Source organism: Bosea sp. PAMC 26642, from assembly GCF_001562255.1.
In the GTDB taxonomy this organism is placed as follows: domain Bacteria; phylum Pseudomonadota; class Alphaproteobacteria; order Rhizobiales; family Beijerinckiaceae; genus Allobosea.
Genome location: NZ_CP014301.1, coordinates 3,685,015 through 3,710,099 on the forward strand (window position 1 = coordinate 3,685,015; position 25,085 = coordinate 3,710,099).

The following is a 25,085-nucleotide window of genomic DNA, read 5'->3' on the forward strand; positions in this document are numbered from 1 at the left end:
GATCGGGCGTCCAATCAGGGGAGAACCACCATGACATCCATTCACAGGCGCAATCTGCTCAAGGGCGCGGCCGCCGCGACGCTGCTTCCGACGCTCGGTGGGGCCGCATCGGCACAGGCGGCCGGCAAGGTCGTGGTCGGCACCTGGGGCGGCGACTACGCCCGGCTGCTGAACAAGAACATCGACGAGCCGATCCTCAAGCCCAAGGGTCTGGAGATCGTTCAGGATCAGGCCGGCGACGCTCCGCGCCGCGCCAAGATGGTCGCCGAGCGCCGCCTGCCGCGCGGCACGGTCGATATCCAGGGTCTCTCGGCCGCCAACATGTTCGAGATGAACGAGGCGGGCGTGATCGAGACGCTCGACTACAGCAAGATCCCCAACGCCAAGAACCTGCTGCCGGCGATGAAGTACCCCTACGGCGTCGGGCACATCTATTCCGGCAACGTCGTCATCTACAATCCCAAGCTGATCTCGCCGGCCCCGACCGGCTTCAAGGACTGGCTCGACCCCAAGCACGGCAACAAGATCGGCTTCATCGACATCCAGTACCAGTCGATCATGATCGCAGCCTCCATGGCCGCGACCGGCGGCAAGGACATGAACGATCTCGATAAGGCCAAGGAGGTCCTGATGGCCGTCAAGAAAGCCGGCGGCCGGGTCTACCCGACCAACGAAGCCTTCGCCGCCGCGATGAAGAACGAGGAGATCGGCATCAGCGCGATCTGGAAGGCCCGCGTCGTCCAGTGGCAGAACGCCGGCATTCCCTGCGAGGCCGTCTCTCCGGTCGAGGGCATCCCGGCCTATGTCTCGGGCTTCGTCATCCAGAAGAACGCGCCCAACAAGGACAATGCCTACGCTTACATGAACGCGATGCTGGAGAAGGCGCCGCAGGAGGCCTTCGCGGTCGACATGGGCTATAACGGCACCGTCACCGGCCTCAACGTCGCCCCCGACCTGCAGAAGCGCATCGGCTTCACGCCCGAAGAAGAGAAGACCCTGAAGGACCTCGACTACGCCTTCCTCGCCAAGAACGACTCGGCGATGAAGGAGTGGTGGGACAAGGTCTTCAAGGCGTGATGCACATCTGTCATTCCGGGGCGCTGCGCAGCAGCGAACCCGGAACCCACGACCGGGCGAGACCTGGACCACCCGCGTCCGGACACGCTCGCCCGGTCGTGGGTTCCGGGTTCATCGCTGCGCGATGCCCCGGATGACAAGGGTGCGGCCATGACCACCACCGTCCCCGAACCCGTCGCAGGCGCGCGCACCGGGCTTGCCGGCGCGCTCGTCGTGCCCGCCACGCTCTTCGTCGCGATCGGACTGCTGGGCCCGATCGCGATCCTGTTCCGCTACTCGCTGAACCAGTTCATCCCCGGCCAGTTCATGGTCGACGGGCTGGTGATCGACAACTACGTCAAGTTCTTCACCGACAGCTATTACCTCAACGTGCTGGCGCGCACGGTGAAGGTCGCCGTGATCTGCACGGTCGTCTGTCTGATCATGGGCTTCCCGCTCGCTTATGTGCTGGCGCGCATGGAAAGCCGCTTCAAGAACCTGCTGATCATGCTGGTCGTCCTGCCGCTCTTCGTCGGCAACGCGGTACGTGCGGCGGGCTGGATGACGGCCTTCGGCAGCAGGGGCGCGCTCAACGCCTCGCTTATGGGGCTGGGTCTGATCGATCAGCCGCTGGAGATCATGTACACCGAGAACGCGGTGCTGATCGGCATCATCGCGGTCAACCTGCCCTTTATGGTTCTGACGCTGCAGAGCGTCATCGAAGGCATCCCGCGCAATGTCGAGGAGGCGGCGTTCAGCCTCGGCGCCGGCCCCGCCGCGATGTTTCGCCGCGTGCTCTGGCCGCTGGCTTTGCCGGGTATTCTCGCCGGCACGATCCTGACCTTCATCCTGGCGATGAACGCCTATGCGACGCCGGTCCTGCTCGGCGGCCCTAAATTCCAGATGATGGGTCCGCTCGTCTACGGCCAGTTCGCCCAGCAGAACAACTGGCCCTTCGGCGGCGCGATCTCCTTCATCCTGATGACGGCGACCATCCTGTTGACGGTCGCGGCCAATCTGATCGTGCAGCGGCGCTATCGCTGAGACGCGGACTCGCCAAGTCGCTCTCCCCGCACTATCTCGTTCCCATGACGCTTTCCGGTTCAATCGTCCCCATCGCGGTCGGCGCGGTCGCCGTTGTGCTGCTGCTCGGGCTGTTCAACATGCTGCGCGGCGGCAGCGCCAGCACCTCGCAGAACCTGATGCGCCTGCGGGTGGTCCTGCAATTCGTCGCGATCCTGGTCATTGTCGGCGTGCTCTGGTGGCGCGGCGGCTGAGTTGTCAGAGCAATCGGGCATTCTTCTAAATAATTGAAATGGAACGCTTTTCGACGCCACAATAACGCCTGTGGCGATCTCGGCCGTAATGCAGCCACATTGTCGACACGAGTCTGAGGTCTTGGTTAAGTCCCGCCGCCGACAAGATGATCAAGTTTGCCCATGTTTCGCGTCGCGTTGCTGCTCCTTGCCGGTAGTCTGATTGCTTCGCCGGTCGCGGCGCAGTCTCAGCCGCTCCCGGCCGGGGTATCCAGCTACGCACCTGCATCCAATACCCCTGTCCCGTCCTGGGAGGCGCGGATTGGCGCCGCCGTAGCAAATCCCGGCGGCCGCGAAAGTGGGCTGCTGAATTTCAGCGGCGAGATCGTGACGCCGCGTCCGATCACCCTAACCGACCGCTTCGCCAACGCCTTCGTCCCACGCTTCCATCTCGGCTCGAGCGCCAATTTCAACGGCACGCGTTACGCCTATGCCGGCGCGACATGGACGGCCGATCTGTCGAAGGTCGTCTTCGTCGAGGCCAGCCTCGGCGCGGCTCTCAACGACGGCAAGACCGGCGCCGTCATCCCCGAGAACCGCCTGAATGTCGGCTGCAATGCCGGAACGCGCGAAGCCGCGGCGCTCGGCGTCAGGTTGAGCGACCGCTGGAGCCTGGTTGCCACGCTGGAGCATTTCAGCGCCGCCGGCTGCTCCGACCGCGACAAGCTCCGCGGCCCCGCCAATCTCGGCGCGAAGCTCGGCTACACCTTCTAGGAACGCGCCTGCCCGGCCCTTCCGTTCCGACCGCGCCGCGCTATAACGCGCTCATGGTCAAGCTCAACCGCATCTACACCCGCACCGGCGACGATGGCAGCACGGGCCTCACCACCGGGCCGCGCCGGCCGAAATTCGATTTGCGCGTCGCAGCCTACGGCACGGTCGATGAGACCAACTCCTGCATCGGCCTCGCCCGGCTCCACGCCGCCACCGAGGCCGCAGATCTCGACGCCATGCTCGGCCGCATCAGCAACGACCTGTTCGATCTCGGAGCCGACCTCTCGACGCCCGACACAGGCGAGGCGATGGCGTTCGAGCCCCTGCGCATCGTCCAGGCCCAGGTCGACCGCATCGAGGCCGAGATCGACCGGCTCAACGGCGAACTCGCGCCGCTGCGCTCCTTCGTGCTGCCCGGAGGAACACCGGCCGCCACCTATCTCCATCTGGCACGAACCGTCAGCCGCCGTGCCGAGCGCCTGATGGTCGAACTGTCCCACACCGAAGGCGAGACGGTCGGCGGTCCGGCGCTGAAATACATCAACCGCCTCTCCGATTTTCTCTTCGTCGCCTCCCGCTATCTCAACGCCAGGGCCGGGGGCGACGTGCTCTGGGTGCCCGGTCAGAACCGCTGAGGTCGGCGATGTTCGTGCCGCTGCATGATGGCGTGCCGCTGCGCTTCATGCGCGCGCCCTATGTCACCTATGTGCTGATCAGCCTTTGCATCGCGCTCTACCTCACGATCACGCTGCGGCAGAGCGAAGCAGGCCAGATCGCGGTAGCTGCCGGCTTCGGCCTGATCCCCTCGGTCTTGTTCGGCGCAGCCCAGCTGCCGCTCGATCTGGTTCAGGCGCCCAGCTGGCTCACGCTTTTCAGCAACATCTTCCTGCATGCGAGTTTCGCGCATCTTGCCGGCAACATGCTCTTTCTCTGGGTCTTCGGCGACAATGTCGAGGACGCCATGGGCCATGCACGTTTCCTGCTGTTCTTCGTGCTCTGCGGGCTCGCCGGCTCCCTGCTCCATGCCGTGGTGAACCCCGCCTCCGACCAGCCGTTGATCGGCGCCTCGGGCGCGATCTCCGGTGCGATCGTCTCCTATTTGATGCTCTATCCGAAGGTCCGGATCTGGGGGCTCGCCTTCAACTGGATTCCCGTCCACATCAGCGCGCTTTACGCCATCGGCGCCTGGATCCTGTTCCAGCTTGTCGCGGCCTTTCTCGATCCGCAGGGCCATGTCGGCTGGTGGGCCCATCTCGGCGGGTTGGGTGCAGGGGCTGCGCTGACGCCGATCTTCATCCATCGCGGCGTGGCGCTGTTCGGGCGCCCGAGACCGGGATGAATCGCACGGCCAAAGCAGCGTGCCCGCGACTTTGGCGGCGTTGACAAGCGCAAACGGGCGTCGCTACGGTCCGTCCGCATTCCAGCCGAGAGCCGCGATGCCGTATTCCAGCCATCAACGCGGCGCGGCTTCGAACTCACCTCTCCGTCAACGGTGAAGCGACGATGAAGATCCTGGTGCCCGTCAAGCGGGTTGTCGATTACAATGTGAAGATCCGCGTCAAGGCGGACGGTTCGGGCGTCGAGCTCGCCAACGTCAAGATGTCGATGAATCCCTTCGACGAGATCGCGGTCGAAGAGGCGCTGCGCCTGCGCGAAGCCGGCAAGGCGACCGAGGTCGTGGTGGTCTCGATCGGCCCGGCCCAGGCCGCCGAGACGATCCGCACCGGCCTCGCCATGGGCGCCGATCGCGGCATCCTGGTGAAGGTCGATGGCACGGTCGAGCCGCTCGCCGTCGCCAAGCTCCTGAAGAAGCTGGTCGAGCAGGAGAGTCCGCAGCTTGTCATCCTTGGCAAGCAGGCGATCGACGACGACTGCAACCAGACCGGCCAGATGCTCGCTGCTTTGCTCGGCTGGCCGCAGGGCACCTTCGCCTCCAAGGTTTCGCTGGAGAGCGACAGCGTCGACGTCACCCGCGAAGTCGATGGCGGCCTGCAGACCGTCTCGCTGAAGCTGCCGGCGATCGTCACCACCGATCTGCGCCTGAACGAGCCGCGCTATGCCTCGCTGCCCAACATCATGAAGGCCAAGAAGAAGCCGCTCGACGAGACCTCGGCCGAGGCGCTCGGCGTCGATATCGCGCCGCGCCTGAAAGTGCTGAAGACGACCGAGCCGCCCGGCCGCTCGGCCGGCGTCAAGGTTGCCTCGGTTGCCGAACTGGTTTCCAAGCTCAAGAACGAAGCGGGAGTGCTGTGATGGCCACGCTGCTGATTGCAGAACACGACAACGCCACCGTCAAGGACGCCACCAACAAGGCGCTGACGGCGGCCAAGGCCCTGGGCGCGCCCATCCACATTCTGGTCGCCGGCGAAGGCGCCAAGGCCGCAGCCGATGCCGCAGCCAAGCTCGACGGCGTCGAGAAGGTGCTGCTGGCCGATGCCGCGATCTACGGCCACAACCTCGCCGAGCCGCTGGCTGCACTCGTTGCCAAGCTCGCCGAGGGCTATGACGCGATCGTCGCGCCCTCGACCACGACCGGCAAGAACGTCCTGCCGCGCGTCGCGGCCCTGCTCGACGTGATGCAGATCTCCGACGTGATCAAGGTCGTCTCGCCCGACACCTTCGAGCGCCCGGTCTATGCTGGCAACGCCATCCAGACCGTGCAGTCGTCGGAAGCCAAGAAACTGATGACGATCCGGACCGCCTCCTTCCAGGCGACAGGAGAAGGCGGCTCGGCCACGGTCGAATCCATCGCCACAGGCGAAGATCCCGGCCTCTCCACATTCAAGGGCGAGGAGGTCGCGAAATCCGATCGTCCGGAACTCGCCTCGGCCAAGATCATCGTCTCGGGGGGCCGCGCACTGGCCTCGGCGGAGAACTTCACCAAGGTAATCGAGCCCGTCGCCGACAAGCTGGGCGCCGCCATGGGCGCCTCGCGCGCGGCTGTCGATGCCGGATACGCCCCCAATGACTGGCAGGTCGGCCAGACCGGCAAGGTCGTGGCGCCCGACCTCTACGTCGCGGTCGGCATCTCCGGCGCGATCCAGCATCTCGCCGGGATGAAGGACTCGAAGGTCATCGTCGCGATCAACAAGGATGAGGAAGCCCCGATCTTCCAGATCGCCGATTACGGCCTCGTCGGCGACCTCTTCACGATCATGCCCGAACTCGAAGCCGAACTCGCCAAGATCGGTCGCTGACAAGCGGCAAGGCCTGAGCCTAATATCCGGGTCGCCGCATGAGGCGGCCCGCGTCGGCTCCGGATCGGGGGCGGCGCCACAAGAGATGGATCAACACATGTCGGACCAGGCGATCAGGACGATCGGCATCATCGGCGCAGGCCAAATGGGCAACGGCATTGCTCATGTCGCCGCCGTTGCCGGCTTCGAGGTCAGGCTGCACGACGTCGCCGAGGAGCGCATCAAGATCGCGCTCGCGACCATCGACGGCAACATGGCCCGGCAGGTCGCCAAGGGCGCCATCGGCGACGAGATCCGCCGCGACGCCATGGCCAAGATCGTCGCCGCGCCCAAGCTCGAAGGCCTCGCCGATTGCGACCTCGTCATCGAGGCCGCGACCGAAAGCGAGGAGACCAAGCGCAAGATCTTCACCGCCGTCTGCCAGCACATCAAGCCCGAGGCGATGCTGGCCTCCAACACCTCCTCGATCTCGATCACCCGGCTTGCCGCCGCGACCGACCGGCCCGAGCGCTTCATCGGCATCCATTTCATGAACCCCGTGCCGCTGATGCAGCTCGTCGAGCTGATCCGCGGCATCGCCACCGACGACCAGACCTTCGAGCTCGCCCGCGAATTCGTCGGCAAGCTGCACAAGACCGTCTCAGTCTCCGAAGATTTTCCCGCCTTCATCGTCAACCGCATCCTGCTGCCGATGATCAATGAAGCGGTCTACACGCTCTATGAGGGCGTCGGCTCGGTCGATGCGATCGACACCGCTATGAAGCTTGGCGCCAACCACCCGATGGGCCCGCTCCAGCTTGCCGACTTCATCGGCCTCGATACCTGCCTCTCGGTGATGCAGGTGCTGCATGACGGGCTGGCGGACTCAAAGTACCGCCCCTGCCCGCTGCTGGTAAAATATGTCGAGGCCGGCTGGCTTGGCCGCAAGACCAAGCGCGGCTTCTACGACTATCGCGGCGAGAAGCCGGTTCCGACGCGGTAGATCGAGGTAGCCATCAATCTAAGGCGGCGTCATCCCGGGCAAGCGTAGCGCAGACCCGGGATCATCGTAGAGCGCCGTCAAGCCTTATGATGGATCCCGGATCGGCGCGGCTTCGCCGCTTGTCCGGAATGACGCCGCCGGGATTGGCTACCACCGCGCTGAAACATTCCCTGCAGGCTCGGCAAGCGCTGATGCCGCATCCCCTTCACATTCCTGTCGTCTCGCGCTTACATTGATTCACGGCGGGCTTGAGTCCCGTCCAGATCAGCGGAGGTGCGGCGGATTTGACGGCGCATGTGATGCATCCGATGGCGTCGCCGGACGGCTGTCCGGCCTTGGTGCTCAATGCCGATTTTCGGCCCTTGAGCTACTATCCCCTGTCGCTCTGGAGCTGGCAGGACGCGATCAAGGCGGTCTTCATGGACCGCGTCAACATCGTCTCCGAATACGATACGATCGTCCGCAGCCCGAGCTTCAATATGAAGCTGCCCTCGGTCGTGTCGCTGAAAACCTATATCAAGCCCTCGCGCACGCCGGCCTTCACGCGCTTCAACGTCTTCCTGCGCGACCGCTTCTCCTGTCAGTACTGCACCTCGCGCGAAGACCTGACCTTCGACCACGTCGTCCCGCGCTCCAAGGGCGGCCTGACGACCTGGGAGAACGTCGTCGCGGCCTGCTCCCCCTGCAATCTGCGCAAGGGCGACAAGATGCCGGCGGCGGTCGACATGTTCCCGATGCAGAAAGCCTACGCGCCGACGGTCAACGACCTGCACCGCAACGGAAAGCTCTTCCCGCCGAACTATCTGCACGAGAGCTGGCTCGACTACCTCTATTGGGATTCCGAGCTGGAGCCGTGAGCCGGCTTGACGGCATGGCCGGCGGCGTCTTGTATCGAGTCCTGCACTCGATCAGGCGCCTACCGGCGAACGGACTTTGATGACCACCACCCTCGACCAATGGCTTGCCCTTCATCACGCCGAGCTCACCGATATCCGCCGCGATATCCATGCCCATCCGGAACTGGGCCTTGAGGAGCACCGCACGGCCGCCCTCGTCGCCGCCCAGTTGCGCGAATGGGGCGTCGAGGTGACGGAGGGCGTCGGCGGGACAGGCGTCGTCGGCGTGATCCGCGGCCGCGCCGGCGGGCAGCGCGCCATCGGCCTGCGTGCCGACATGGATTGCCTTGCCCTTGAAGAGCAGACCGGCCTGCCGCATGCCTCGACCCATCCCGGCCGGATGCACGCCTGCGGCCATGACGGGCACACCACCATGCTGCTCGGCGCAGCGGGCTATCTCGCCGCCAACCCCGATTTCGGCGGCACCCTGAACCTGATCTTCCAGCCGGCCGAGGAAGGCCGTGGCGGCGCGGTCGCGATGCTGCAGGACGGACTGTTCGAGCGCTTCCCCTGCGACGCGATCTACGGACTGCACAATTCGCCCGGGATGCCCGCCTCGGATTTCGGTACCTGCAACGGCCCGATGCTGGCCGCGGCCGATAGCTGGTCTGTCCTGTTTCGCGGCGTCGGTGGCCATGGCGGCTCGCAGCCGCACCTCTCGACCGACATCACCTATGCCCAGGCGCATTTCGTTCTCGGCCTACAAGGCATCGTCGGCCGGAACGTCGCCCCGCTCGACACGGCGGTGATCAGCGTTGGCTATATCCATGCCGGCTCGACCGAAGCCTCCAATGTCGTGCCCTCCGAACTGACGATCGGCGGCACGGCGCGGACCTATTCTCCCGATGTGCGCGCGCTGATCGAGCACCGCATCGCCGCGCTGGCACAGGCGACCGCGCAGGCCTGGGGCTGCACGGCTGAAGCTTCATATCATCGCGGCCCGAGCGCGCTTCTGAACCAGCCCGAACAGGTGAAGGTCGCGGTGGCCGCTGCTGCGCAGTCGGTCGGCGCGGTCCGCGTCAACGGCGCGATCAGGCCCGGCACCGGCGGCGAGGATTTCGCCGAGATGATGCAGGTCGTGCCGGGCGCCTTCATGCGCATCGGCAATGGCGTCGAGGCCGACGGCTCCTTCAAGGGCCTGCACACGCCGCTCTACGATTTCAACGACGAGATCATTCCGGACGGCGTGCGCTACTGGGTCAATCTCGTCAGGCAGGAACTCGGCGAGGCCTGGCAGGCGCAAGCCGCCTGAACCCGGAAGCGTTCAGGCGCGCCGCGCCCGGACGAGTCCGGCAAGCGCCAGAACCAGCAGCCCGAGCGACGCCAGCGCGTTCCAGCCGGCAAGCGACAGCCCGAGGAAGCGCCAGGCCGCTTCCGAGCAGGCAACGACCCGCGTCGTCTGCAACTGCTTCATGAAGTCCTGCACGCCGGCGGCGACGGGCGCGGCAGCACCGCCGCAGTCATTGGGGCCGGCGAACCAGCCCCATTCGACACCCGAATGGTAGACGCCGAGCCAAAAACTCCAGGCCATCAACCCAGCCAACCCTAGCAGCACCAGCCATTGCAGCAGGGGCGAGCGCGCCAGCACAAGCCCGGCGACTGAGAGCCCGATCGCGGCATAATGCGGCAGACGCTGCTCCAGGCAGAGCTTGCACGGCCGCAGGCCGATGACGATCTCGAAGAACCAGGCTCCGGCGATGAGAGCCAGGCAACCGAGCCCAACCAGCAGGATCAGCCGCGCCGGCGTCACGAGAACCGGCGGACTACGCGTATCGAGGCTCGAGACGGTCATGGCAATGGCTCAGCAGGAGAGAAGCTGACCCGATCCTGCGACCAGCTTGAGGCCGAAATACAGCAGGATCAGCAGGGCGGCCGCGACGACGGCGATGAGTTTCAGCCGCTTCTCGATGAAATGGCGGATCGTCTCGCCATAGCGGCGCAGCAGGAAGGCGAGCGCGAAGAAGCGCGCGCCGCGCGCGATGATGCAGGACAGGATGAAAAACGTCAGCCCGATATGGACGGCGCCCGCCAGGATCGTCACGACCTTGATCGGCGGCAGATGCGCCAGACCGGACGTCGTCAGCAGCATCAGGAGGAGTTGCTGATCGCCATGGACGCAAGCCTGAAGCGCCTCGAAGGCACCGAGCTTGCCATAGAAGGCGAGTACCGGCTTCGCCAGCAGGTCGAACGCGTAATAACCCAGCGCATAGCCGGCGATGCCGCCCAGCATCGAGAAGATCGTCGCGATCAGCGCCAGCCGATAGGCCCGTGCCGGCCGCGCCAAAGCCATCGGCACGAACAGTACGTCGGCGGGAATGAGGAAGAACGAGCTCTCGACGAAGGCGACCACCGCCAGCCAGAGTTCGGCGCGCGGCCTTGCAGCCAGCGACATGGTCCATTCGTAAAGGCGCTTGATCATGGCGGTTCTGTAGTGCGCCGCAGCGTCAGCGTCCATGCGTTTCGCATGGGCGAAGCGCAGTTTTCATGAGCCACGCCATGGTCAGCGCAATTGACCACGCCCGATCGATCGCTATAGTCCCGCCGGCCTGCAAGGGCCCCTGTGGCGGAATTGGTAGACGCGCTCGACTCAAAATCGAGTTCCGCAAGGAGTGCTGGTTCGATTCCGGCCAGGGGCACCACAGCCGGATCGAGCAGCCGGAGCGGCCTTGCGCATTCTTCTGATCAACCCGAACACCATGCCGGACATGACCGATCTGGTCGTCCGGGTCGTTTCGCCGCATCTGCCGGCGGGTGTCGCGCTCAAGCCCGTCACCGGCCGCTTCGGCGCGCACTACATCGCCAGCCGTGCGGCGGGTGTGGTCGCCGGTCATGCCGCCCTCGAGGCCTATGCCGAGCATGGCCAGGATTGCGACGCGGTCTATCTCGCCTGCTTCGGCGATCCGGGGCTGTTCGCGCTGAAGGAACTGGCGGCGATCCCCGTCATCGGTATGGCCGAGGCGAGCTGCCATGCCGCTGCCGCCCGGGCGGCTCGCTTCTCGATCGTCACCGGCGGCGAACGCTGGGGGCCGATCCTGCATGAATTCGTCGCGATGCTGGGTCTCGGCGATCGGCTCACGGCTGTGGAGACGGTCGCGCCGAACGGCGCCGCCATCGCGGCCGATCCCGACGGCGCGATCGCGCTGCTGGCGGAAGCCTGCCGCAAGACGGCGGCACGCGATGGTGCCGGCGCCGTCATTCTCGGTGGCGCCGGGCTGGCCGGGCTCGCCGCGCGCGTCCAGCCTCTTGTCGATATTCCGGTACTCTGCTCGGTCGAGACCGGCATCGCCGCCGTGCTGGCCGCGATGCGCAATCCTCCGCTCAAGCCGGCGCAGGGCGATCTGGCGTTCCCGCCACCGGTCGGAAGCGTTGGGCTCTCGGAGCGTCTGGCGGCCCTGCTGGCGAAGTCGTAAACCGATCCGGCACCCGAACCACCGCCGTCATCCCGGACAAGCGAAGCCGCGCAGATCCGGGATCCATTATAGAACACCGCAGCATTTTACGATGGATCCCGGATCTCCGCTTCGCTGCGTCCGGGATGACGGCCCTTGATTTTCGGCGAAAATAGACTTTCAGCCGGTCTTTCCCAGCGCCACGCCGCTCTGCGCCGCCACGAAATCCGACAGCATCGGCACGTAGTCCTCGCCCTTGCCGGCCGCCACCGCCGAGGCAAACGAGTTCTTCACCGCATTGCCGATGGGGTTTGGCACGCCCGCCGCATTCGCCACGCTCTCCAGATAGCGGACATCCTTCAGCGCGTTGACCAGCGTGAACTTATGGGCGTTGCGATCGCGCTCCAGCACGTATTGCATGAAGGTCTGGTAGAAGCCGCAATCCATCCGGCTGCCGCGGAGCACGCTGTCGAAGGTCTGCGGCGTGATCCCGATCTTCTGTGCCAGCGTCAGCGCCTCGGCATAGATCGCAGCATAGCCCATCGACAGGAAGTTGTTGAGCAGCTTCATCTTGTGGCCGTCGCCGACCGGGCCGAGATGCACCACCTTTTGCGCCCAAGCCTCGCAGGCCGGCTTGATCCGCGCGAAGACCTCGGGCGTGGCCCCGACCATCGCCGAAAGCTGCCCGAGCGCGGCCTGGGCCGGCGTGCCGCCCAGCGGCGCGTCGGCGAGGTGCAGGCCCCTGGCTTCGAGTTCGGCGGCGATCCTGACCGTCGAGCCGGGATCGGAGGTCGAGCAATCGACGATCACGGTGCCGGGCTTGGCGCCCGCCGCGATGCCGTCCGGTCCATTGACGACCGCCTCGACCTGAGCCGAGCCGGTCACGCACAGGAAGATGATGCTGGCGCGCTGCGCGAGTTCCTTCGGCGTCTTCGCCTCCGTCGCTCCGGCCGCGACCAGTTCCTCCACGGGCTTGCGGTTGCGGTGGCCCATCACCGTCAGCGCAAAGCCCTTGTTCAGCAGGCTCTGGGCCATGCCCTGGCCCATCAGGCCGACACCGATAAAGCCGACCGACTCTTTGGTTGCACTCATCTTCAATTTCTCCGGTTTATATGGGAATGACAAAGGCAAGTGACGGAGCGGCCGGACCCGGAACAGCTCGGCGGCACGCTTCCACGTCGGAGACGCCTGCCATGGCCGCCAACAGTCCCCCTCCTGCGACAAGCAGGGCTGCCCGGACGCTGCGGCCAATAGTGCGGACCGGACGTGGGCGCGTCACGCTGCAGATCATAGCAGATCATCTCATCGTCTCGACCGCGACCGTTTCGCTGGCGCTGCGCGGCTCGCCGCTGGTAGCAGAATCGACGCGCATCAAAGTGCAGCAGATCGCGCGCGAGATGGGCTACAGCTACAATCGCAGCGCAGCCTCCCTCCGGACCGACCGCACCAACATCCTCGGCGTCGGCTTCCACGATATCACCAACCCCTATTTCGCCGAATTGCTGGCGGCGATCGAGGAGACGTCGGCCGTCCATGGACGCTCGATCCTGCTCGGCACCTATGCCGAGAATCTGGAGCGCCAGGACCGGGTGCTGTCGACGCTGAAGGAATACCGGCCCGACGGCATGATCATCTGCGCCGCCGGCGGCAGCGTGGCCGGGACCTTTGCTCATCTGATCTCGGCGGGCGTGCCTCTCGTCCAGCTCTCGCGCGAAATCCCGGGCCTCGACCTCGATTTCGTCGGCTCCGACGACCGGCACGGCACGATCCTGGCGATGGAACATCTCATCGGGCTCGGCCATCGCCGCATCGCCTTCCTCGGCGAGAGCCAGGCCATCTCGACCAGCCGCAATCGCTATCGCGGCTATTGCGAGACACTCGGGCAGCACGGCCTGCCGCTCGATCCGGCGATCGTCTATTCGGCCTACGGCACCCGCGAGAACGGGCTCAAGGGCATCCAGACGGTGCTCGATGCACAGGATCCGCCGACGGCCGCCGTTTGCTTCAACGACCTCACCGCCTTCGGTGCCATGCTCGGTCTGCGCCATCGCGGCCGCGAGGCGGGCGCCGATTTCTCGATCGTCGGCTGCGACGACGTTCAGGAAGCCGCGCAATGGTATCCTGCCCTGACCACGATCAAGAATTTTCAGGAGGAGATGGGCCGCAAATCGGCGGAGTTCCTGATCGCGCGGATCGCCGAGCCGGAATCCCCGACGCGGCGGCTCCTGTTGACACCTGAACTCGTCGTGCGCGGCACGACCGCGCCGCCGAGCATACGATGAGATTCGCACTCCCTCCGCCGTCATTGCGAGCGTAGCGAAGCAATCCAGGGAGGGTAGAGCACGCGGCTTTGGATTGCTTCGCTGCGCTCGCAATGACGGCAGCTGGGCCTTCCCCCCGGCACGTTTCATGAGCCGGGGTTTCACGCATCATTCGCGGGCTTGGCATTGAGCGCGCGATAGGCCCGCACCACCTGCGAGTCGTCGCGCGCCCCATGGCCGAGCCCCGATGCCGCCAGGAACATCTGGTGCGCGGCCGCCGCCAGCGGCAGCGCCGTCCGGGCCGCGCGCCCGGCATCGAGCACGATGCTCAGATCCTTGACGAAGATGTCGACCGCGCTCGCCACAGTCGGGTCGGGCTCATGCATCCGCGGCCCGCGATCCCTGAGCATCCAGGAAGAGGCGGCCGAGCCGCCCATGATCTCGAACAGCACGCGCCCGTCGATACCGGCCTTCTCGGCCAGCGACAGCGCCTCGGCCGCGACCGCGACATGCACGCCGCAGAGCAGCTGATTCACGGTCTTGACCGTCGCGCCCTGCCCCGGCTTCTCGCCGACATGGAAGACCTTGTCGCCGAGCGCGTCGAGGATTGGCCTGGCCAGCGCGAAACTGTCGGAGGGCGCACCGACCATGATCGTCAGCGTCGCGCCGCGCGCCCCGGCGACCCCGCCGGAGACAGGCGAATCGACGAAATGCCGACCCGACTTTACCACCTCGGCGGCGATCGCCTCGACTTCGCCGGGCGGGCAGGTCGCCATCAGCATCACGACGGCACCGGGCGCCAGAGCCGCGAGAGCTCCAGCCTCGAACAACACCGAGCGTGCCTGCGCGGCATTCACCACCATCAGCACCAGCGCCTGCGCTCCGCTCGCAGCATTCGCCGCGCTGCCGGCGGCATGACCGCCCGCCGCGACCAGCGCATCGCGCGCGGCTTCGCGCATATCGAAGCCGGTGACGCGGAACTGCCGCTTCACCAGGTTCTCGGCCATCGGCGCGCCCATGGCGCCGAGCCCGACGAAGGCGATGGTCTTTGGCATGGTCGGCATCTCGTTGAGTTTTCTAACCTCCGCCGTCATCCCGGCCGGAGCGAAGCGCTGAGCCGGGATCCATTCCGGAACGGGTCAGGAATGGATCCCGGATCGGCGCGGCTTCGCCGCTTGTCCGGGATGACGTCGGAGGTGGAATAAGCCGCGAGCCAAGCGAACGGTCACTCCTTCACCGCACCCGTCATCGCCGACACATAGTGCTCGACGAAGAAGGCATAGAGGATGACCAGCGGCAGCGATCCGGCGAGCGCACCCGCCATCAGCGAGCCCCAGCGATAGATGTCGCCATCGACGAACTCGTTCACGATCGCGACCGGCACCGTCTTGTTCTGGGTCGAGGACAGGAAGGTCAGCGCGTAGATGAACTCGTTCCAGCACAGGGTGAAGGAGAAGATGAAGGCCGAGATCAGACCGGGCACCGCCAGCGGCAGGATGATCTTGATCAGGATCTGCCCGCGCGTCGCCCCGTCGATCAGGGCGCATTCCTCCAGCTCGTATGGGATCGTCTTGAAGTACCCCATCAGCAGCCAGGTCGAGAACGGGATCAGGATCGTCGGATAGACCAGGATCAGGGCGAACGGCGAGTCGAACAGGCCGACCTTGTAGATCACCGTCGCGAGCGGGATGAACAGGATCGAGGGCGGCACGAGATAGGCCAGGAAGATCAGCGCCCCGACCGTCTGGGCGCCCTTGTAGCGCAGGCGCACGATCGCATAGGCCGCCAGCACGCTCGCCACCAGCGAGATGAACGTGGCGCAGGTCGCGATAAACATCGTGTTCCACAGCCAGCGCGGATAGTCGCTCTCGAACAGCAGCTTCTGGATGTGCTTGAAGGTCGGTTCCCACGTCCAGAACGGGCTGACCTTGTCCATCTCGATGAGCTGATGGTCGGGTTTGATCGCCGTCAGCGCCATCCAGTAGAACGGAAACAGCAGCACGATCAGGATCAGCAGCAGCGGGATATAGGTCGTGACCACGCGACGCGGCAGCGTCTCGAGATAGGCCATGCCCTCGCTGTGGTCCTGCGTGGCAACACGGTCCGAGCTGCCCTGGCCTGCATCGATGCTAGTCATTGCTGCCACCCTGCTGCCATTTGCGTGTCTGGAGGCCGTACCAGGCGATGCCGATCGCTGCGAGAAGGAACGGGATCATCGCCGTCGAGATCGCGGCGCCCTCGCCGAGCTGCCCCGCGATGATCGCGCGCTGATAGGACAAGGTCGCCATCAGATGCGTCGCATTGACCGGGCCGCCGCGTGTCAGCGCCCAGATCAGCTGGAAATCCGTGAAGGTGAAGAGCACCGAGAAGGTCATCACCACGGCGATGATCGGCGTCAGCAGCGGGTAGGTGATATGGCGGAAACGCTGCCAGGGCGTCGCACCGTCCAAGGTCGCGGCTTCGTAGAGCGAGGGCGAAACGGTCTGCAGGCCGGCGAGCAGCGTGATCGCGATGAAGGGCACGCCGCGCCAGACATTGGCGAAGATCGTCGACCAGCGTGCATTCCAGGGATCGCCGAGGAAGTTGATGTTGCCGGTAATCCAGCCGAGCTGGCGCAGCGACCAGGACACGATCGAGAACTGCGAATCGTAGATCCACCAGAACGCGATCGCCGACAACACCGTCGGCACGATGAAGGGGATCAGCACCATGGCGCGGATCATCGCTTTGAACGGCAGATGCTTGTTGAGCAGCAGGGCGAGATAGAGCCCGATCACGAATTTCGCGGCGCTGGCGACGATCGTATAGAGCAGCGTGTTGAACACCGACATCCAGAAGACGCTGTCGTCGGACAGCCACTCGTAGTTCTCCAGGCCGATGAAAACGCCGTCCCGGCCGATCTTGGTGTCGGTGAAGGAAAGCCAGACGCCCAGGAACAGCGGATAGCCGAGGAACAGGATCAGGATTCCTGCAGCCGGCACCATGTACCAGAAGCCGAGCCAGTTGCGGCTGGTGCTGAGCTTCTGCCAGGCCGAGCGCTCGCTGCGAGGCTGCGTTAGGCGTGCCGGCATCTCGATTGCGGAATTGGCCATCGCGGGTCCGGTGTCAGGCGTGAGATCGATCCGGCGGGCAGCCGGATTGTGATGTCGGATCGTTGAGGGTACGAGGGCGGCCCTCTTGTCGGGCCGCCCTCGTCTTTCCTGAAGCTCAGCGATAGATGCGCTTTGCCTGGCGTTCGGCGCCTGCCATTGCGCCCTTTACGTCCTCGCGACCAGTCACGTAGTTCGCGAACATATCGACGACGATGAAGTCGGCGATCGCCGACGCCGCCTTCTCTCCCAGCGTTCCCAGACCCGCCGGAGTCAGCGTGCGCTTGGCAACGTCGCGATAGGGCGTCGTCTTGGGATCGGCCGTCCACACCGGGTTCTTGTCGTATTCCCCGAGGAAGTGCGAGAGATAGCCCCCCGCCGCACCGATCCAGGGATTGTACTGCGGGGCGTCCAGCATGAAGGCGATGAAGGCCTTGCAGGCGTTCGGCACCTTGGTGAACTGGAAGGCCAGCATCGTGAACGGCAGATGCAGCTCGGTCGGCTTCCCGACCGGACCGATCGGCATATAGGCGTGGTCCATGTCGGCGGCGATCTCGGGCTTTTCGCGCTTGGCCGTGACGTAGACCGAGATGCCGTTGACGGTGCAGTGCAGTTCCCCGGCCAGGAAGGCCTTGTTGTTCGACGAATCGTTCCAGGCGGCTGTGCCGGGAATGAAGGTGTCGAACAGGGCCTTGCCGTATTCGAGCGCCTTGGCGGTTTCCGGCGAGTTGATGACGACCTTGTCGCTCTTGTCGACGAGGTTTCCGCCATGGCTCCAGAGCAGCCAGTGCATCCAGGTGTTGGCGTCGCCCGAGGCGTGGCCGAAGGCCATGCCGGCGGGGGTGTTGTTGGCCTTGAGCGCCTTGCACAGTTCGAGGAAGCCCGCCGTATCCTTCGGGAACTCCTTGAAGCCGGCTTTCTGCATCGCACCGATGCGATAGTTGACGAGGCCACCGCTGGCCGCGATCGGCACACCGATCCATTTGGGTCCGAGCTTGCCGTAGGCCTCGGCCGACGGGAACCAGCCGCCATGCTTCTCGCCGAGATGCTTGGCGACGTCCGACAGATCGAGGCACTTCTGCGGGAACAGATGCGGCAACGAGTAGAGACCCCAGACCAGGTCGAGACCCTGTCCGGTGTTGGCGACCACCGAAGCCTTCGGCTGCAGGTCGTCATAGGATTCGTTGGTGACGGTGATCTTGGCGCCCGTGGCGGCCTCGAAGGCGGCGACGAGCTTCATGAACTCGACGTCTTCCGCTTCGACGAAGCGCTTCCAGCGCATCAGGTTGATCTTGGCGTTGGGCTCGGGCTTGAACGGCGAAGCCTGGGCCCAGGCCTTGGCGTAGTCGAGCAGGCTGGTTGCGCCGACGCCCAGCGCCGCACCGCCCTTGATCAGCGATCTGCGATTCAAGTCCATCTGTATCCTCCCTGGGATGTGGTTTCGGCGGCTCTTTTGTCGGCCGCCTTCAACCGGACTGTCCGGTTTTTCCATGTGCCTGCCCTTATCGTCCGAAAGGGCGGGCGTCGTTTCGTATCGTCTCTCCTGGTCGTGAAAGTGCCGTGGGACGAGGCGGGGAAAGCCCGCCTCAGTCGATCCGTTTTCCGGTGGCCGCATCGAAGAGATGGGTCACATCGGTATCGGGCGTGATCGTGATCGTCTCGCCGGGCTTGGCGGTGATACGCTCACGGAAGACGCAGGTCAGGCTCTGGCCGCCGCAGCGTACGATCACCTGGGTTTCCGAGCCCATCGGCTCTATCACCACGACCTCCGCCTTCAGGCCGTTGGGGTCGAGCTGGATGTGCTCGGGACGGATGCCGAACACGGCCGCCTTGCCGTTCGAATCCGCCGGATGCCTGCCGATCGGCCAGACCACGCCGCCTTCGGTCTCGAAGCCGCCGGCCGTGATCGTGCCCTTGAGCAGGTTCATCGAGGGCGAGCCGATGAAGGCCGCCACGAACAGGTTGTTGGGCCGGTCGTAGAGATCGAGCGGCGCGCCCATCTGCTCGACGATGCCGTCATGCATCACGACGATCTTGTCGGCCATGGTCATGGCCTCGATCTGGTCGTGCGTGACATAGACCGTCGTGGTCTTCAGGCGCTGGTGCAGCTCCTTGATCTCGGTGCGCATCTGCACGCGCAGCTTGGCGTCGAGGTTGGAGAGCGGCTCGTCGAACAGGAACACCTGCGGATCGCGCACGATCGCGCGGCCCATCGCGACGCGCTGGCGCTGACCGCCCGAGAGCTGGCGCGGAAACCGGTCGAGCAGCTTGTCGAGGCCCAGAATGCCCGCCGCCTTGCCGACGCGCTCGTCGATCTCGGCCTTGGGCGCCTTCCTGAGCTTCATCGAGAAGGCCATGTTGTCGGCCACCGTCATATGCGGATAGAGCGCATAGTTCTGGAACACCATCGCGATATCGCGCTCTTTCGGCGGCACGTCGTTGACCACGCGCGGCCCGATGCGGATCTCGCCACCGGAGATGTTCTCCAGCCCTGCGATCATCCGCAGCAGCGTCGATTTCCCGCAGCCGGACGGGCCGACGAGAATGACGAACTCACCGTCGTTGATGTCGATGTCGACGCCATGGATGACCTGCGTCGAGCCATAGGCCTTCCGCACATCCGCAATCTGAACCGAGGCCATTGTGAGCCTTCCTTTGGTCTTCTGTTTCCTCGAGGACGGGGTCGCGCCCTTTGGGGAGCTCCACGTCGCGCGTCGTATCGGCTTCTTGTGACCGATTGATGCAAACGGGCGCAAACAGGATGCACCTGTTGCGTCCGATCGTATCTGCGATAAAGTCATACGATATCAACGGGCGTGTCAAGCGCCGGAACGGCCGCTGACGGCCCGGTTTTCCCGGGTTTTTGACAAGCGTGGCCGAGGAGGAGCGCTGGCGATGCGGGTGCGCGATTTCTCGCGGCCGACGACCCTGAACACCGATCGCCTGTTCGGGCAGGTCGCCCAGAAGCTCGCAGTCGCGATCATCTCCGGCACGGTCAGGGCCGGCGAACTGCTGCCCAACGAGGACGACCTGCGCGCCGAGATCTCGGTCTCCCGCACCGCCTATCGCGAGGCGGTCAAGGTGCTGACCGCCAAGGGGCTGGTCGAGGCGCGGCCCAAGAGTGGGACCCGCGTCGCCCCGCGCGACGGCTGGAACCTGCTCGACCCCGACGTGCTTTCATGGCATTTCGAGGCCGACCCGAACGAGAAATTCATTCGCGATCTCTTCGAGTTGCGCCGTTTCGTCGAGCCCAGTGCTGCCAGACTCGCAGCGCTGCGGCGCACCCCCGCCGATCTCGCCCGGATCGAGACGGCCTATCGCGGCATGATCGACAACCCGCCCTATGCCGAGGTTACCATCCGGGCGGACCTCGCCTTCCATGAGGCCGTCTTCGCCGCGGCCCAGAATTCGACGTTGCACTGCCTGGCGAGTGTCGTCGCCGCCACCATCCAGTGGTCGCTGCTGCTGAAATCGGCCGACGACAAGGATTATTTCGTCGCGTCCCTCACCGATCACGAGCGCGTGCTCGATGCCATCATCAGGCGCGACGGCGACCTTGCCGCCGCCCGCATGACGACGCTGGTGATCGACAGCCTGAACACGACGCTGGCCTCTCTCGGCCCGCTCACGACGTCGCAAACGCATAAAATCGCATGATTAAGTCATACTACATATGCGCGCCTCGGAGCTTTTCCTGCGAGGCGAGGCGTGTAGTGATGTGGTATCGGCCTGTTGCACCAACGCGGTGCTCAGCGTCATTTAATCGATTCAGATTCGCGGAATCAAGCTGACCGACCACACCTCGCCTCTCATCGTTCCCCCAGCCTATGGAAGCGCACGCTATGACCCGGCCCAACGCCACCGAGATCATCATGACCGGCCCTCTGATGCCTTATGCGGCGGATCAGTTGAAGGCCCGGTTCACCGTGCATGAACTCTGGAAGGCGGAGGACCGCGCCGCCCTGCTGCGCGAGGTCGCCGACCGCGTGCGCGGCGTCGCCGGCGGCGGCCACATCAGGATCGACAGCGCCCTGTTCGATGCGCTGCCCAAGCTCGAGATGGTCGCCAATTTCGGCGTCGGCTACGACAATGTCGATGCGGCGGAGGCCGGCAAGCGCGGCATCGTCGTCTCCAACACGCCTGACGTGCTCTCCGACGAGGTCGCTGACCTGACCATCGGCCTGCTGCTCTCGACCATCCGGCAATTGCCCCAGGTTGACCGCTATCTGCGCGAGGGCAAGTGGCTGAAGGGCGCCTACCCGCTCACCACCTCGCTGCGCAAGCGCTCCATCGGTATCGTCGGGCTGGGTCGCATCGGCAAGGCGGTGGCGCATCGCCTGGAGGCTTTCGGCGTGCCGATCGCCTATCACGGCCGCTCGCGCCAGGCCGACGTTCCCTATCGCTATTATCCCTCGCTGGTCGAGATGGCGACGGACGTCGATACGTTGGTCTCGGTCGCTCCGGGCGGCGCTGCGACCCATCATATGATCAATGCCGAGGTCCTGAAGGCGCTCGGCCCCAACGGCATCGTCGTCAATGTCGGCCGCGGCACCGTCATCGACGAGAAGGCGCTGATTGAGGCGCTGCAGAACAAGACCATTCTCTCGGCCGGCCTCGACGTCTTCGAGGACGAGCCGCGCGTCCCGGCCGAGTTGATCGCGATCGAGCACGCCGTGCTGCTGCCCCATGTCGGCTCAGCCTCGGTCCATACGCGCGAACAGATGGGCCAGCTTCTGGTCGACAATCTGTTCTCGTGGTTCGACGGCAAGGGTCCGCTGACCCCCGTGCCCGAGACGCCCTGGACCAAAGGATGATCACGCTGTTCGTCATCGCGAACGCGGCGAGGCAACCCCGCGTGGCAGGCCTGCGGCTGGGATGTCTTGTTGCGCTCGCGATGGCGGGAACCCTGTTCGCGCATGCGGCCGCCAGGGCCCAGACTCAACCCCTGCCACGCGGCGCGGAAAAGGCGCCCGAGATCATCCGGCCGCTGCTGGGCGCCTGGGATCTGGAGCAGGCCGGCGCTTCACGCAAATGCACGATCGTGCTCGGTGTCGAGGACGCGCCCCATGGCCGGCAGCTGCGCTTTCCCGCGACCTGTCGGCGCGCCTTGCCCGTCCTCGAAACGGCGATGACCTGGACCGCGACCCCCAAAGGACTGCCGATCCTCAATGACGCACAGGGCAAGGCCCTGATCACCTTCGAGGAGAAGGGCACCGATGCGGCCCTTCAGGGCAAGGGGACCGACGGCAACCAGTATCTGCTCGATCCGAAAAGCTATCCCCGTGCCGCCCGCCGCCCGCGCCCGAGCGCAGCGGAGGTTGCCGCGACGGCCGCCCAGCGTCCGACGACGGTCGATCCGTCGCGCGCACCGGCCATGGACAGCCTGCCGGGCCGCTATGCCGTGATGCGCCAGCAGAACCGCGAGGCCTGCCGCATTGCCTTGAACGCGGGGCCGGTCGGGCGTGCACCGGCAGCGATCGAGAGCGGCTGCCAGGATACCGGCCTGCTGATCTTCGATCCTGTGGCGTGGCGCTACGAAGCCGGCCGGCTGACGCTGTTGGCCCGCAAGGGCCACAGCGTCGAACTCGTCTTCGAGAACGGCCAATGGCGCAAGGATCCCGCCATCGGCTCGACCCTGATGCTGCGCAAGCTGGCCAACTGACCACCGAAAATCGACACGAGGCCTCGCGGCGGAACCAGAACCGGTGCTGCGCTCAGACGGTCACCTTCGCAGGCTCGCCTTCTACGTCGAAGCCGGTCTCCTTGGCCAGGATCGCCTGCATCCGCTTCTCGTCGAGGGAATTTTCCCATTTGGAAACGACGATGGTCGCGACGCCGTTGCCGATCAGATTGGTCAGCGCCCGCGCCTCGGACATGAAGCGGTCGATGCCGAGGATCAGCGCGATCGACGCGACGGGAATGGTCCCGACCGAGGCCAGCGTCGCCGCCAGTACGATGAAGCCCGAGCCGGTGACGCCAGCGGCGCCCTTCGAGGTCAGGAGCAGCACCGCGATGATGCCGAGTTCCTGCGCCAGCGTCAGGTCGGTATTTGTCGCCTGAGCCAGGAAGATCGCCGCCATCGTCAGATAGATGCAGGTCCCGTCCAGATTGAAGGAGTACCCGGTCGGGATGACGAGACCGACGACGCTTTCCTTGCAGCCGAGGTGGCTCATCTTGGCGATCATCCGCGGCAGCACGCTCTCGGACGACGAGGTACCGAGCACGATCAAGAGCTCTTCCTTGATATAGGCGATGAATTTCAGGATCGAGAAGCCGTGCAGCCGCGCGATCGTGCCGAGCACGAGGAAGATGAAGAGCAGGCAGGTGGTGTAGAACGCCGCCATGAACGAGGCGAGCGAGAACAGTGTGCCGACGCCGAACTTGCCGATGGTGAAGGCCATCGCTCCGAAGGCGCCGATCGGCGCCGCCTTCATGACGATGCCGACGATCTTGAAGAAGACCTGCGCAATGTCGTCGACGAAATGCAGCACCGGCTTGCCGCGCTCGCCGATCATCTGCAGGCCGAAGGCGAAGAGCAGTGCGAAGAACAGCACTTGAAGGATCTCGCCATTGGCGAAGGCGCCGACCACGGTGTCGGGGATGATGGCCATCAGGAAGGCGATGGTACTCTGGTCATGCGCCTTGGCGGTGAAGGCCGCGATGCCGGACGTATTGATCGTGCTGACATCGACATTCATGCCGACGCCCGGCTTCCACAGGTTGACGACGAGCAGGCCGACGATCAAGGCCAGGGTCGTCACGATCTCGAAATAAAGCAGCGCCTTGAAGCCGACGCGACCGACCTTCTTCATGTCGTCCATCGAGGCGACGCCATGGACGACGGTCAGGAAGATGATCGGCGCGATCAGCATCTTGATCGCCTTGATGAAGGCGTCGCCGAGCGGCTTCATCGCCTCGCCGGTCTGCGGATAGAAATGGCCGAGCAGAATGCCGATGGCGATCGCAGTCAGAACCTGGACATAAAGATGGGTCCACCACGGTCCTTGGTGTCCACGGAGCGCGTCTGCGGTTGCCGTCGTCATGATCGTTCTCCCGATCGCGCCTGTGCCGGCGCATAAACTGCCGCTACGCCGATTTTACCGGGGCGGCAAGACGCAACCATGCCGGTAGGATCAGCTCCACCTCCGGTCTGAGGCTTAAGAGGAACTAATGGATTGCCGCTCATCAAGGCATTTGCCGTGAGCCTGACGATTGTGCGAGGGCGCACTTACGTGCAGGCTGCCGCCGGAGCTGCCTGGAAGGAAATCCGTCCATGTTCAACGCCAAATCACTTCTCGATGCTCTGATCAGCGCCGGCAGCCAAGCGGGTCAGGCGGGAGCGCGTCCAGGCCAGGCAGGCGGTATGGGCGGCGTCCTCGGCGGCTTGGCGGAACAGATCCAGAAATCTGGCGGAATCGGCGGATTGGCGGGCATGGCTGGCCAGATCCTCGGGCAGGCCGGGCAGGGTGTCGGCGATGCCGCGCGCCAGACGGGCGTGCAGCAGAAGGCCGGCGATGCCTTCGGGCAAGTCACCGGCGGCAGGGACGTGCAGGATGTCCTGGCGCAGGCACGCGGCATGTTCGACAAGAACCCTGCTATGGCCACCGCGGTCCTTGGCGGTCTGGGTGCGCTGGTTTTCGGAACCTCGTCGGGACGCTCGATCGTCGGTTCGGCGGCGAAGATGGGCGGGCTCGCACTGATCGGCGGGCTTGCCTACAAGGCCTATCAGAACCATCAGGCCGGCAAGCCGCTGCTTGAGATACAGCAGCAGGATTTCTTGCCCGCGCCCGCCGGGACCGGCTTCGAGCCGGAGGCGACGAGCGAGGCGACGGCCCTGATCTTCATACGCGCCATGATCGCTGCCGCAGCCATCGACGGCGCGATCGACGACGAGGAGCGCAGCGCCATCTTCGGCGGCCTGCGCGAAGCCGGGTTCGATCCTGAAGCCAATGAATGGCTCGGCCGCGAGATGACGAGGCCCGCCTCTGTCGATACGCTCGTCGAAGCTGCGACCACACCCGAGATCGCCGCGCAGATCTATACGGCGGCGCGCATCGCCATCAATCCCGACACCCCGGCCGAGAAGGATTTCCTCGCCGGCCTGTCGGCGTCGCTCGGCCTCGACACCGAACTCGCCGCCAACATCGATGCGGCGGCGAGCGCGGCGAAGGTCTGATCGCGCCCC

General features: G+C 65.2%; 26 protein-coding genes and 1 tRNA gene. 18 read left to right on the top strand and 9 right to left on the bottom strand.

Translation table 11 applies throughout. The features are described 5' to 3' along the window. The first annotated feature begins 30 nt into the window (after positions 1 to 30). The 11 genes from AXW83_RS17690 to AXW83_RS17740 all read left to right on the top strand — a co-directional run bounded on the left by AXW83_RS17690 (position 31) and on the right by AXW83_RS17740 (position 9,413). On the top strand, positions 31 to 1,077 hold the full coding sequence (locus AXW83_RS17690) for an ABC transporter substrate-binding protein (protein WP_066615559.1): 1,047 nt from the start codon (positions 31 to 33) through the stop codon (positions 1,075 to 1,077). A gap of 150 nt (positions 1,078 to 1,227) precedes the next feature. Continuing rightward, complete coding sequence (locus tag AXW83_RS17695; RefSeq protein ID WP_066615560.1) at positions 1,228 to 2,100, top strand: ABC transporter permease; 873 nt, start codon at positions 1,228 to 1,230, stop codon at positions 2,098 to 2,100. A 44-nt stretch (positions 2,101 to 2,144) separates the two neighbouring features. Next, positions 2,145 to 2,333, top strand: a complete 189-nt coding sequence (locus AXW83_RS17700; RefSeq protein WP_066615561.1) for a twin transmembrane helix small protein — start codon at positions 2,145 to 2,147, stop codon at positions 2,331 to 2,333. A gap of 162 nt (positions 2,334 to 2,495) precedes the next feature. After that, a complete protein-coding gene (locus AXW83_RS17705) occupies positions 2,496 to 3,086 on the top strand; it encodes an acyloxyacyl hydrolase (RefSeq protein WP_066615562.1) in 591 nt (196 codons plus the stop codon). Positions 3,087 to 3,139: 53 nt separating this feature from the next. Next, entirely contained in the window at positions 3,140 to 3,721 is a 582-nt protein-coding gene (locus AXW83_RS17710) for a cob(I)yrinic acid a,c-diamide adenosyltransferase (protein WP_066615563.1), read from the top strand. Positions 3,722 to 3,729: 8 nt separating this feature from the next. After that, complete coding sequence (locus tag AXW83_RS17715) at positions 3,730 to 4,425, top strand: rhomboid family intramembrane serine protease (RefSeq protein ID WP_066615565.1); 696 nt, start codon at positions 3,730 to 3,732, stop codon at positions 4,423 to 4,425. 164 nt (positions 4,426 to 4,589) lie between these two features. After that, positions 4,590 to 5,339, top strand: a complete 750-nt coding sequence (locus AXW83_RS17720; protein WP_066615567.1) for an electron transfer flavoprotein subunit beta/FixA family protein — start codon at positions 4,590 to 4,592, stop codon at positions 5,337 to 5,339. Beyond that, the gene (locus AXW83_RS17725; protein WP_066615569.1) at positions 5,339 to 6,283 is read left to right on the top strand and encodes an electron transfer flavoprotein subunit alpha/FixB family protein; all 945 of its coding nucleotides are present in this window, start codon (positions 5,339 to 5,341) and stop codon (positions 6,281 to 6,283) included. Before AXW83_RS17720 ends, AXW83_RS17725 begins: the two co-directional genes overlap by 1 nt. A gap of 97 nt (positions 6,284 to 6,380) precedes the next feature. Next, entirely contained in the window at positions 6,381 to 7,265 is an 885-nt protein-coding gene (locus AXW83_RS17730) for a 3-hydroxybutyryl-CoA dehydrogenase (RefSeq protein ID WP_066615572.1), read from the top strand. Positions 7,266 to 7,564: 299 nt separating this feature from the next. Next, positions 7,565 to 8,122 (top strand): HNH endonuclease, encoded by a 558-nt coding sequence (locus AXW83_RS17735; protein WP_066620724.1) that lies wholly within the window; start codon positions 7,565 to 7,567, stop codon positions 8,120 to 8,122. A gap of 79 nt (positions 8,123 to 8,201) precedes the next feature. Next, positions 8,202 to 9,413 carry an amidohydrolase gene (locus AXW83_RS17740; RefSeq protein ID WP_066615573.1) on the top strand — a complete coding sequence of 404 codons (1,212 nt, stop codon included), beginning with the start codon at positions 8,202 to 8,204 and terminating at the stop codon, positions 9,411 to 9,413. A 12-nt stretch (positions 9,414 to 9,425) separates the two neighbouring features. Here AXW83_RS17740 and AXW83_RS17745 read toward each other — a convergent pair whose 3' ends face one another. Both AXW83_RS17745 and AXW83_RS17750 read right to left on the bottom strand, forming a co-directional pair. Next, positions 9,426 to 9,953 carry a disulfide bond formation protein B gene (locus AXW83_RS17745; protein WP_082767214.1) on the bottom strand — a complete coding sequence of 176 codons (528 nt, stop codon included), beginning with the start codon at positions 9,951 to 9,953 and terminating at the stop codon, positions 9,426 to 9,428. Between the two features lie 9 nt (positions 9,954 to 9,962). Beyond that, positions 9,963 to 10,580 carry a YqaA family protein gene (locus AXW83_RS17750; RefSeq protein WP_066620730.1) on the bottom strand — a complete coding sequence of 206 codons (618 nt, stop codon included), beginning with the start codon at positions 10,578 to 10,580 and terminating at the stop codon, positions 9,963 to 9,965. A 135-nt stretch (positions 10,581 to 10,715) separates the two neighbouring features. Here AXW83_RS17750 and AXW83_RS17755 point away from each other — a divergent pair. Next, positions 10,716 to 10,800, top strand: a tRNA-Leu gene (locus tag AXW83_RS17755). A gap of 27 nt (positions 10,801 to 10,827) precedes the next feature. Then, a complete protein-coding gene (locus AXW83_RS17760; RefSeq protein ID WP_066615574.1) occupies positions 10,828 to 11,571 on the top strand; it encodes an aspartate/glutamate racemase family protein in 744 nt (247 codons plus the stop codon). A gap of 159 nt (positions 11,572 to 11,730) precedes the next feature. Here AXW83_RS17760 and AXW83_RS17765 read toward each other — a convergent pair whose 3' ends face one another. After that, complete coding sequence (locus AXW83_RS17765) at positions 11,731 to 12,642, bottom strand: NAD(P)-dependent oxidoreductase (RefSeq protein WP_066615575.1); 912 nt, start codon at positions 12,640 to 12,642, stop codon at positions 11,731 to 11,733. A gap of 161 nt (positions 12,643 to 12,803) precedes the next feature. Here AXW83_RS17765 and AXW83_RS17770 point away from each other — a divergent pair, with 161 nt between their 5' ends. Next, positions 12,804 to 13,832, top strand: coding sequence for a LacI family DNA-binding transcriptional regulator (locus tag AXW83_RS17770; protein WP_236841705.1), 1,029 nt, complete (start codon positions 12,804 to 12,806; stop codon positions 13,830 to 13,832). A gap of 140 nt (positions 13,833 to 13,972) precedes the next feature. Here AXW83_RS17770 and AXW83_RS17775 read toward each other — a convergent pair whose 3' ends face one another. The 5 genes from AXW83_RS17775 to AXW83_RS17795 all read right to left on the bottom strand — a co-directional run bounded on the left by AXW83_RS17775 (position 13,973) and on the right by AXW83_RS17795 (position 19,542). After that, on the bottom strand, positions 13,973 to 14,866 hold the full coding sequence (locus tag AXW83_RS17775; RefSeq protein ID WP_156640159.1) for an NAD(P)-dependent oxidoreductase: 894 nt from the start codon (positions 14,864 to 14,866) through the stop codon (positions 13,973 to 13,975). Between the two features lie 170 nt (positions 14,867 to 15,036). Continuing rightward, positions 15,037 to 15,948, bottom strand: coding sequence for a carbohydrate ABC transporter permease (locus AXW83_RS17780; protein ID WP_066615578.1), 912 nt, complete (start codon positions 15,946 to 15,948; stop codon positions 15,037 to 15,039). Then, entirely contained in the window at positions 15,941 to 16,903 is a 963-nt protein-coding gene (locus AXW83_RS17785) for a carbohydrate ABC transporter permease (protein WP_066615580.1), read from the bottom strand. Before AXW83_RS17785 ends, AXW83_RS17780 begins: the two co-directional genes overlap by 8 nt. A 115-nt stretch (positions 16,904 to 17,018) precedes the next feature. Beyond that, positions 17,019 to 18,317 carry an ABC transporter substrate-binding protein gene (locus AXW83_RS17790; RefSeq protein ID WP_066615582.1) on the bottom strand — a complete coding sequence of 433 codons (1,299 nt, stop codon included), beginning with the start codon at positions 18,315 to 18,317 and terminating at the stop codon, positions 17,019 to 17,021. 169 nt (positions 18,318 to 18,486) lie between these two features. Further along, positions 18,487 to 19,542, bottom strand: coding sequence for an ABC transporter ATP-binding protein (locus AXW83_RS17795; RefSeq protein WP_066615583.1), 1,056 nt, complete (start codon positions 19,540 to 19,542; stop codon positions 18,487 to 18,489). Positions 19,543 to 19,795: 253 nt separating this feature from the next. Here AXW83_RS17795 and AXW83_RS17800 point away from each other — a divergent pair, with 253 nt between their 5' ends. The 3 genes from AXW83_RS17800 (at position 19,796) to AXW83_RS17810 (ending at position 22,562) form a co-directional block, all read left to right on the top strand. Continuing rightward, positions 19,796 to 20,557 carry a FadR/GntR family transcriptional regulator gene (locus tag AXW83_RS17800; protein ID WP_066615584.1) on the top strand — a complete coding sequence of 254 codons (762 nt, stop codon included), beginning with the start codon at positions 19,796 to 19,798 and terminating at the stop codon, positions 20,555 to 20,557. A 185-nt stretch (positions 20,558 to 20,742) separates the two neighbouring features. After that, positions 20,743 to 21,714: a 2-hydroxyacid dehydrogenase gene (locus AXW83_RS17805; protein WP_066615585.1), complete on the top strand. Its 972-nt coding sequence runs from the start codon at positions 20,743 to 20,745 to the stop codon at positions 21,712 to 21,714. After that, on the top strand, positions 21,711 to 22,562 hold the full coding sequence (locus AXW83_RS17810) for an AprI/Inh family metalloprotease inhibitor (RefSeq protein ID WP_066615586.1): 852 nt from the start codon (positions 21,711 to 21,713) through the stop codon (positions 22,560 to 22,562). Before AXW83_RS17805 ends, AXW83_RS17810 begins: the two co-directional genes overlap by 4 nt. A 52-nt stretch (positions 22,563 to 22,614) precedes the next feature. Here the strand turns inward: AXW83_RS17810 and AXW83_RS17815 are convergent, their stop codons facing one another. Further along, a complete protein-coding gene (locus AXW83_RS17815; RefSeq protein WP_066615588.1) occupies positions 22,615 to 23,943 on the bottom strand; it encodes a dicarboxylate/amino acid:cation symporter in 1,329 nt (442 codons plus the stop codon). Positions 23,944 to 24,173: 230 nt separating this feature from the next. Here AXW83_RS17815 and AXW83_RS17820 point away from each other — a divergent pair, with 230 nt between their 5' ends. Further along, positions 24,174 to 25,076, top strand: a complete 903-nt coding sequence (locus AXW83_RS17820; RefSeq protein WP_066615590.1) for a tellurite resistance TerB family protein — start codon at positions 24,174 to 24,176, stop codon at positions 25,074 to 25,076. Positions 25,077 to 25,085 lie beyond the last annotated feature (9 nt).

Excerpts from the sequence above, each read along its gene's own strand:
- AXW83_RS17690 (WP_066615559.1), top strand. The coding sequence starts at position 31 with ATGACATCCATTCACAGGCGCAATCTGCTCAAGGGCGCGGCCGCCGCG.
- AXW83_RS17815 (WP_066615588.1), bottom strand. The coding sequence starts at position 23,943 with ATGACGACGGCAACCGCAGACGCGCTCCGTGGACACCAAGGACCGTGG.
- AXW83_RS17725 (WP_066615569.1), top strand. The coding sequence starts at position 5,339 with ATGGCCACGCTGCTGATTGCAGAACACGACAACGCCACCGTCAAGGAC.
- AXW83_RS17750 (WP_066620730.1), bottom strand. The coding sequence starts at position 10,580 with ATGATCAAGCGCCTTTACGAATGGACCATGTCGCTGGCTGCAAGGCCG.
- AXW83_RS17740 (WP_066615573.1), top strand. The coding sequence starts at position 8,202 with ATGACCACCACCCTCGACCAATGGCTTGCCCTTCATCACGCCGAGCTC.
- AXW83_RS17715 (WP_066615565.1), top strand. The coding sequence starts at position 3,730 with ATGTTCGTGCCGCTGCATGATGGCGTGCCGCTGCGCTTCATGCGCGCG.
- AXW83_RS17735 (WP_066620724.1), top strand. The coding sequence starts at position 7,565 with ATGCATCCGATGGCGTCGCCGGACGGCTGTCCGGCCTTGGTGCTCAAT.
- AXW83_RS17780 (WP_066615578.1), bottom strand. The coding sequence starts at position 15,948 with ATGACTAGCATCGATGCAGGCCAGGGCAGCTCGGACCGTGTTGCCACG.
- AXW83_RS17785 (WP_066615580.1), bottom strand. The coding sequence starts at position 16,903 with ATGGCCAATTCCGCAATCGAGATGCCGGCACGCCTAACGCAGCCTCGC.
- AXW83_RS17810 (WP_066615586.1), top strand. The coding sequence starts at position 21,711 with ATGATCACGCTGTTCGTCATCGCGAACGCGGCGAGGCAACCCCGCGTG.
- AXW83_RS17795 (WP_066615583.1), bottom strand. The coding sequence starts at position 19,542 with ATGGCCTCGGTTCAGATTGCGGATGTGCGGAAGGCCTATGGCTCGACG.
- AXW83_RS17775 (WP_156640159.1), bottom strand. The coding sequence starts at position 14,866 with ATGCCAAAGACCATCGCCTTCGTCGGGCTCGGCGCCATGGGCGCGCCG.
- AXW83_RS17820 (WP_066615590.1), top strand. The coding sequence starts at position 24,174 with ATGTTCAACGCCAAATCACTTCTCGATGCTCTGATCAGCGCCGGCAGC.
- AXW83_RS17695 (WP_066615560.1), top strand. The coding sequence starts at position 1,228 with ATGACCACCACCGTCCCCGAACCCGTCGCAGGCGCGCGCACCGGGCTT.
- AXW83_RS17805 (WP_066615585.1), top strand. The coding sequence starts at position 20,743 with ATGACCCGGCCCAACGCCACCGAGATCATCATGACCGGCCCTCTGATG.
- AXW83_RS17705 (WP_066615562.1), top strand. The coding sequence starts at position 2,496 with ATGTTTCGCGTCGCGTTGCTGCTCCTTGCCGGTAGTCTGATTGCTTCG.
- AXW83_RS17765 (WP_066615575.1), bottom strand. The coding sequence starts at position 12,642 with ATGAGTGCAACCAAAGAGTCGGTCGGCTTTATCGGTGTCGGCCTGATG.
- AXW83_RS17790 (WP_066615582.1), bottom strand. The coding sequence starts at position 18,317 with ATGGACTTGAATCGCAGATCGCTGATCAAGGGCGGTGCGGCGCTGGGC.
- AXW83_RS17710 (WP_066615563.1), top strand. The coding sequence starts at position 3,140 with ATGGTCAAGCTCAACCGCATCTACACCCGCACCGGCGACGATGGCAGC.
- AXW83_RS17730 (WP_066615572.1), top strand. The coding sequence starts at position 6,381 with ATGTCGGACCAGGCGATCAGGACGATCGGCATCATCGGCGCAGGCCAA.
- AXW83_RS17745 (WP_082767214.1), bottom strand. The coding sequence starts at position 9,953 with ATGACCGTCTCGAGCCTCGATACGCGTAGTCCGCCGGTTCTCGTGACG.
- AXW83_RS17720 (WP_066615567.1), top strand. The coding sequence starts at position 4,590 with ATGAAGATCCTGGTGCCCGTCAAGCGGGTTGTCGATTACAATGTGAAG.
- AXW83_RS17800 (WP_066615584.1), top strand. The coding sequence starts at position 19,796 with ATGCGGGTGCGCGATTTCTCGCGGCCGACGACCCTGAACACCGATCGC.
- AXW83_RS17700 (WP_066615561.1), top strand. The coding sequence starts at position 2,145 with ATGACGCTTTCCGGTTCAATCGTCCCCATCGCGGTCGGCGCGGTCGCC.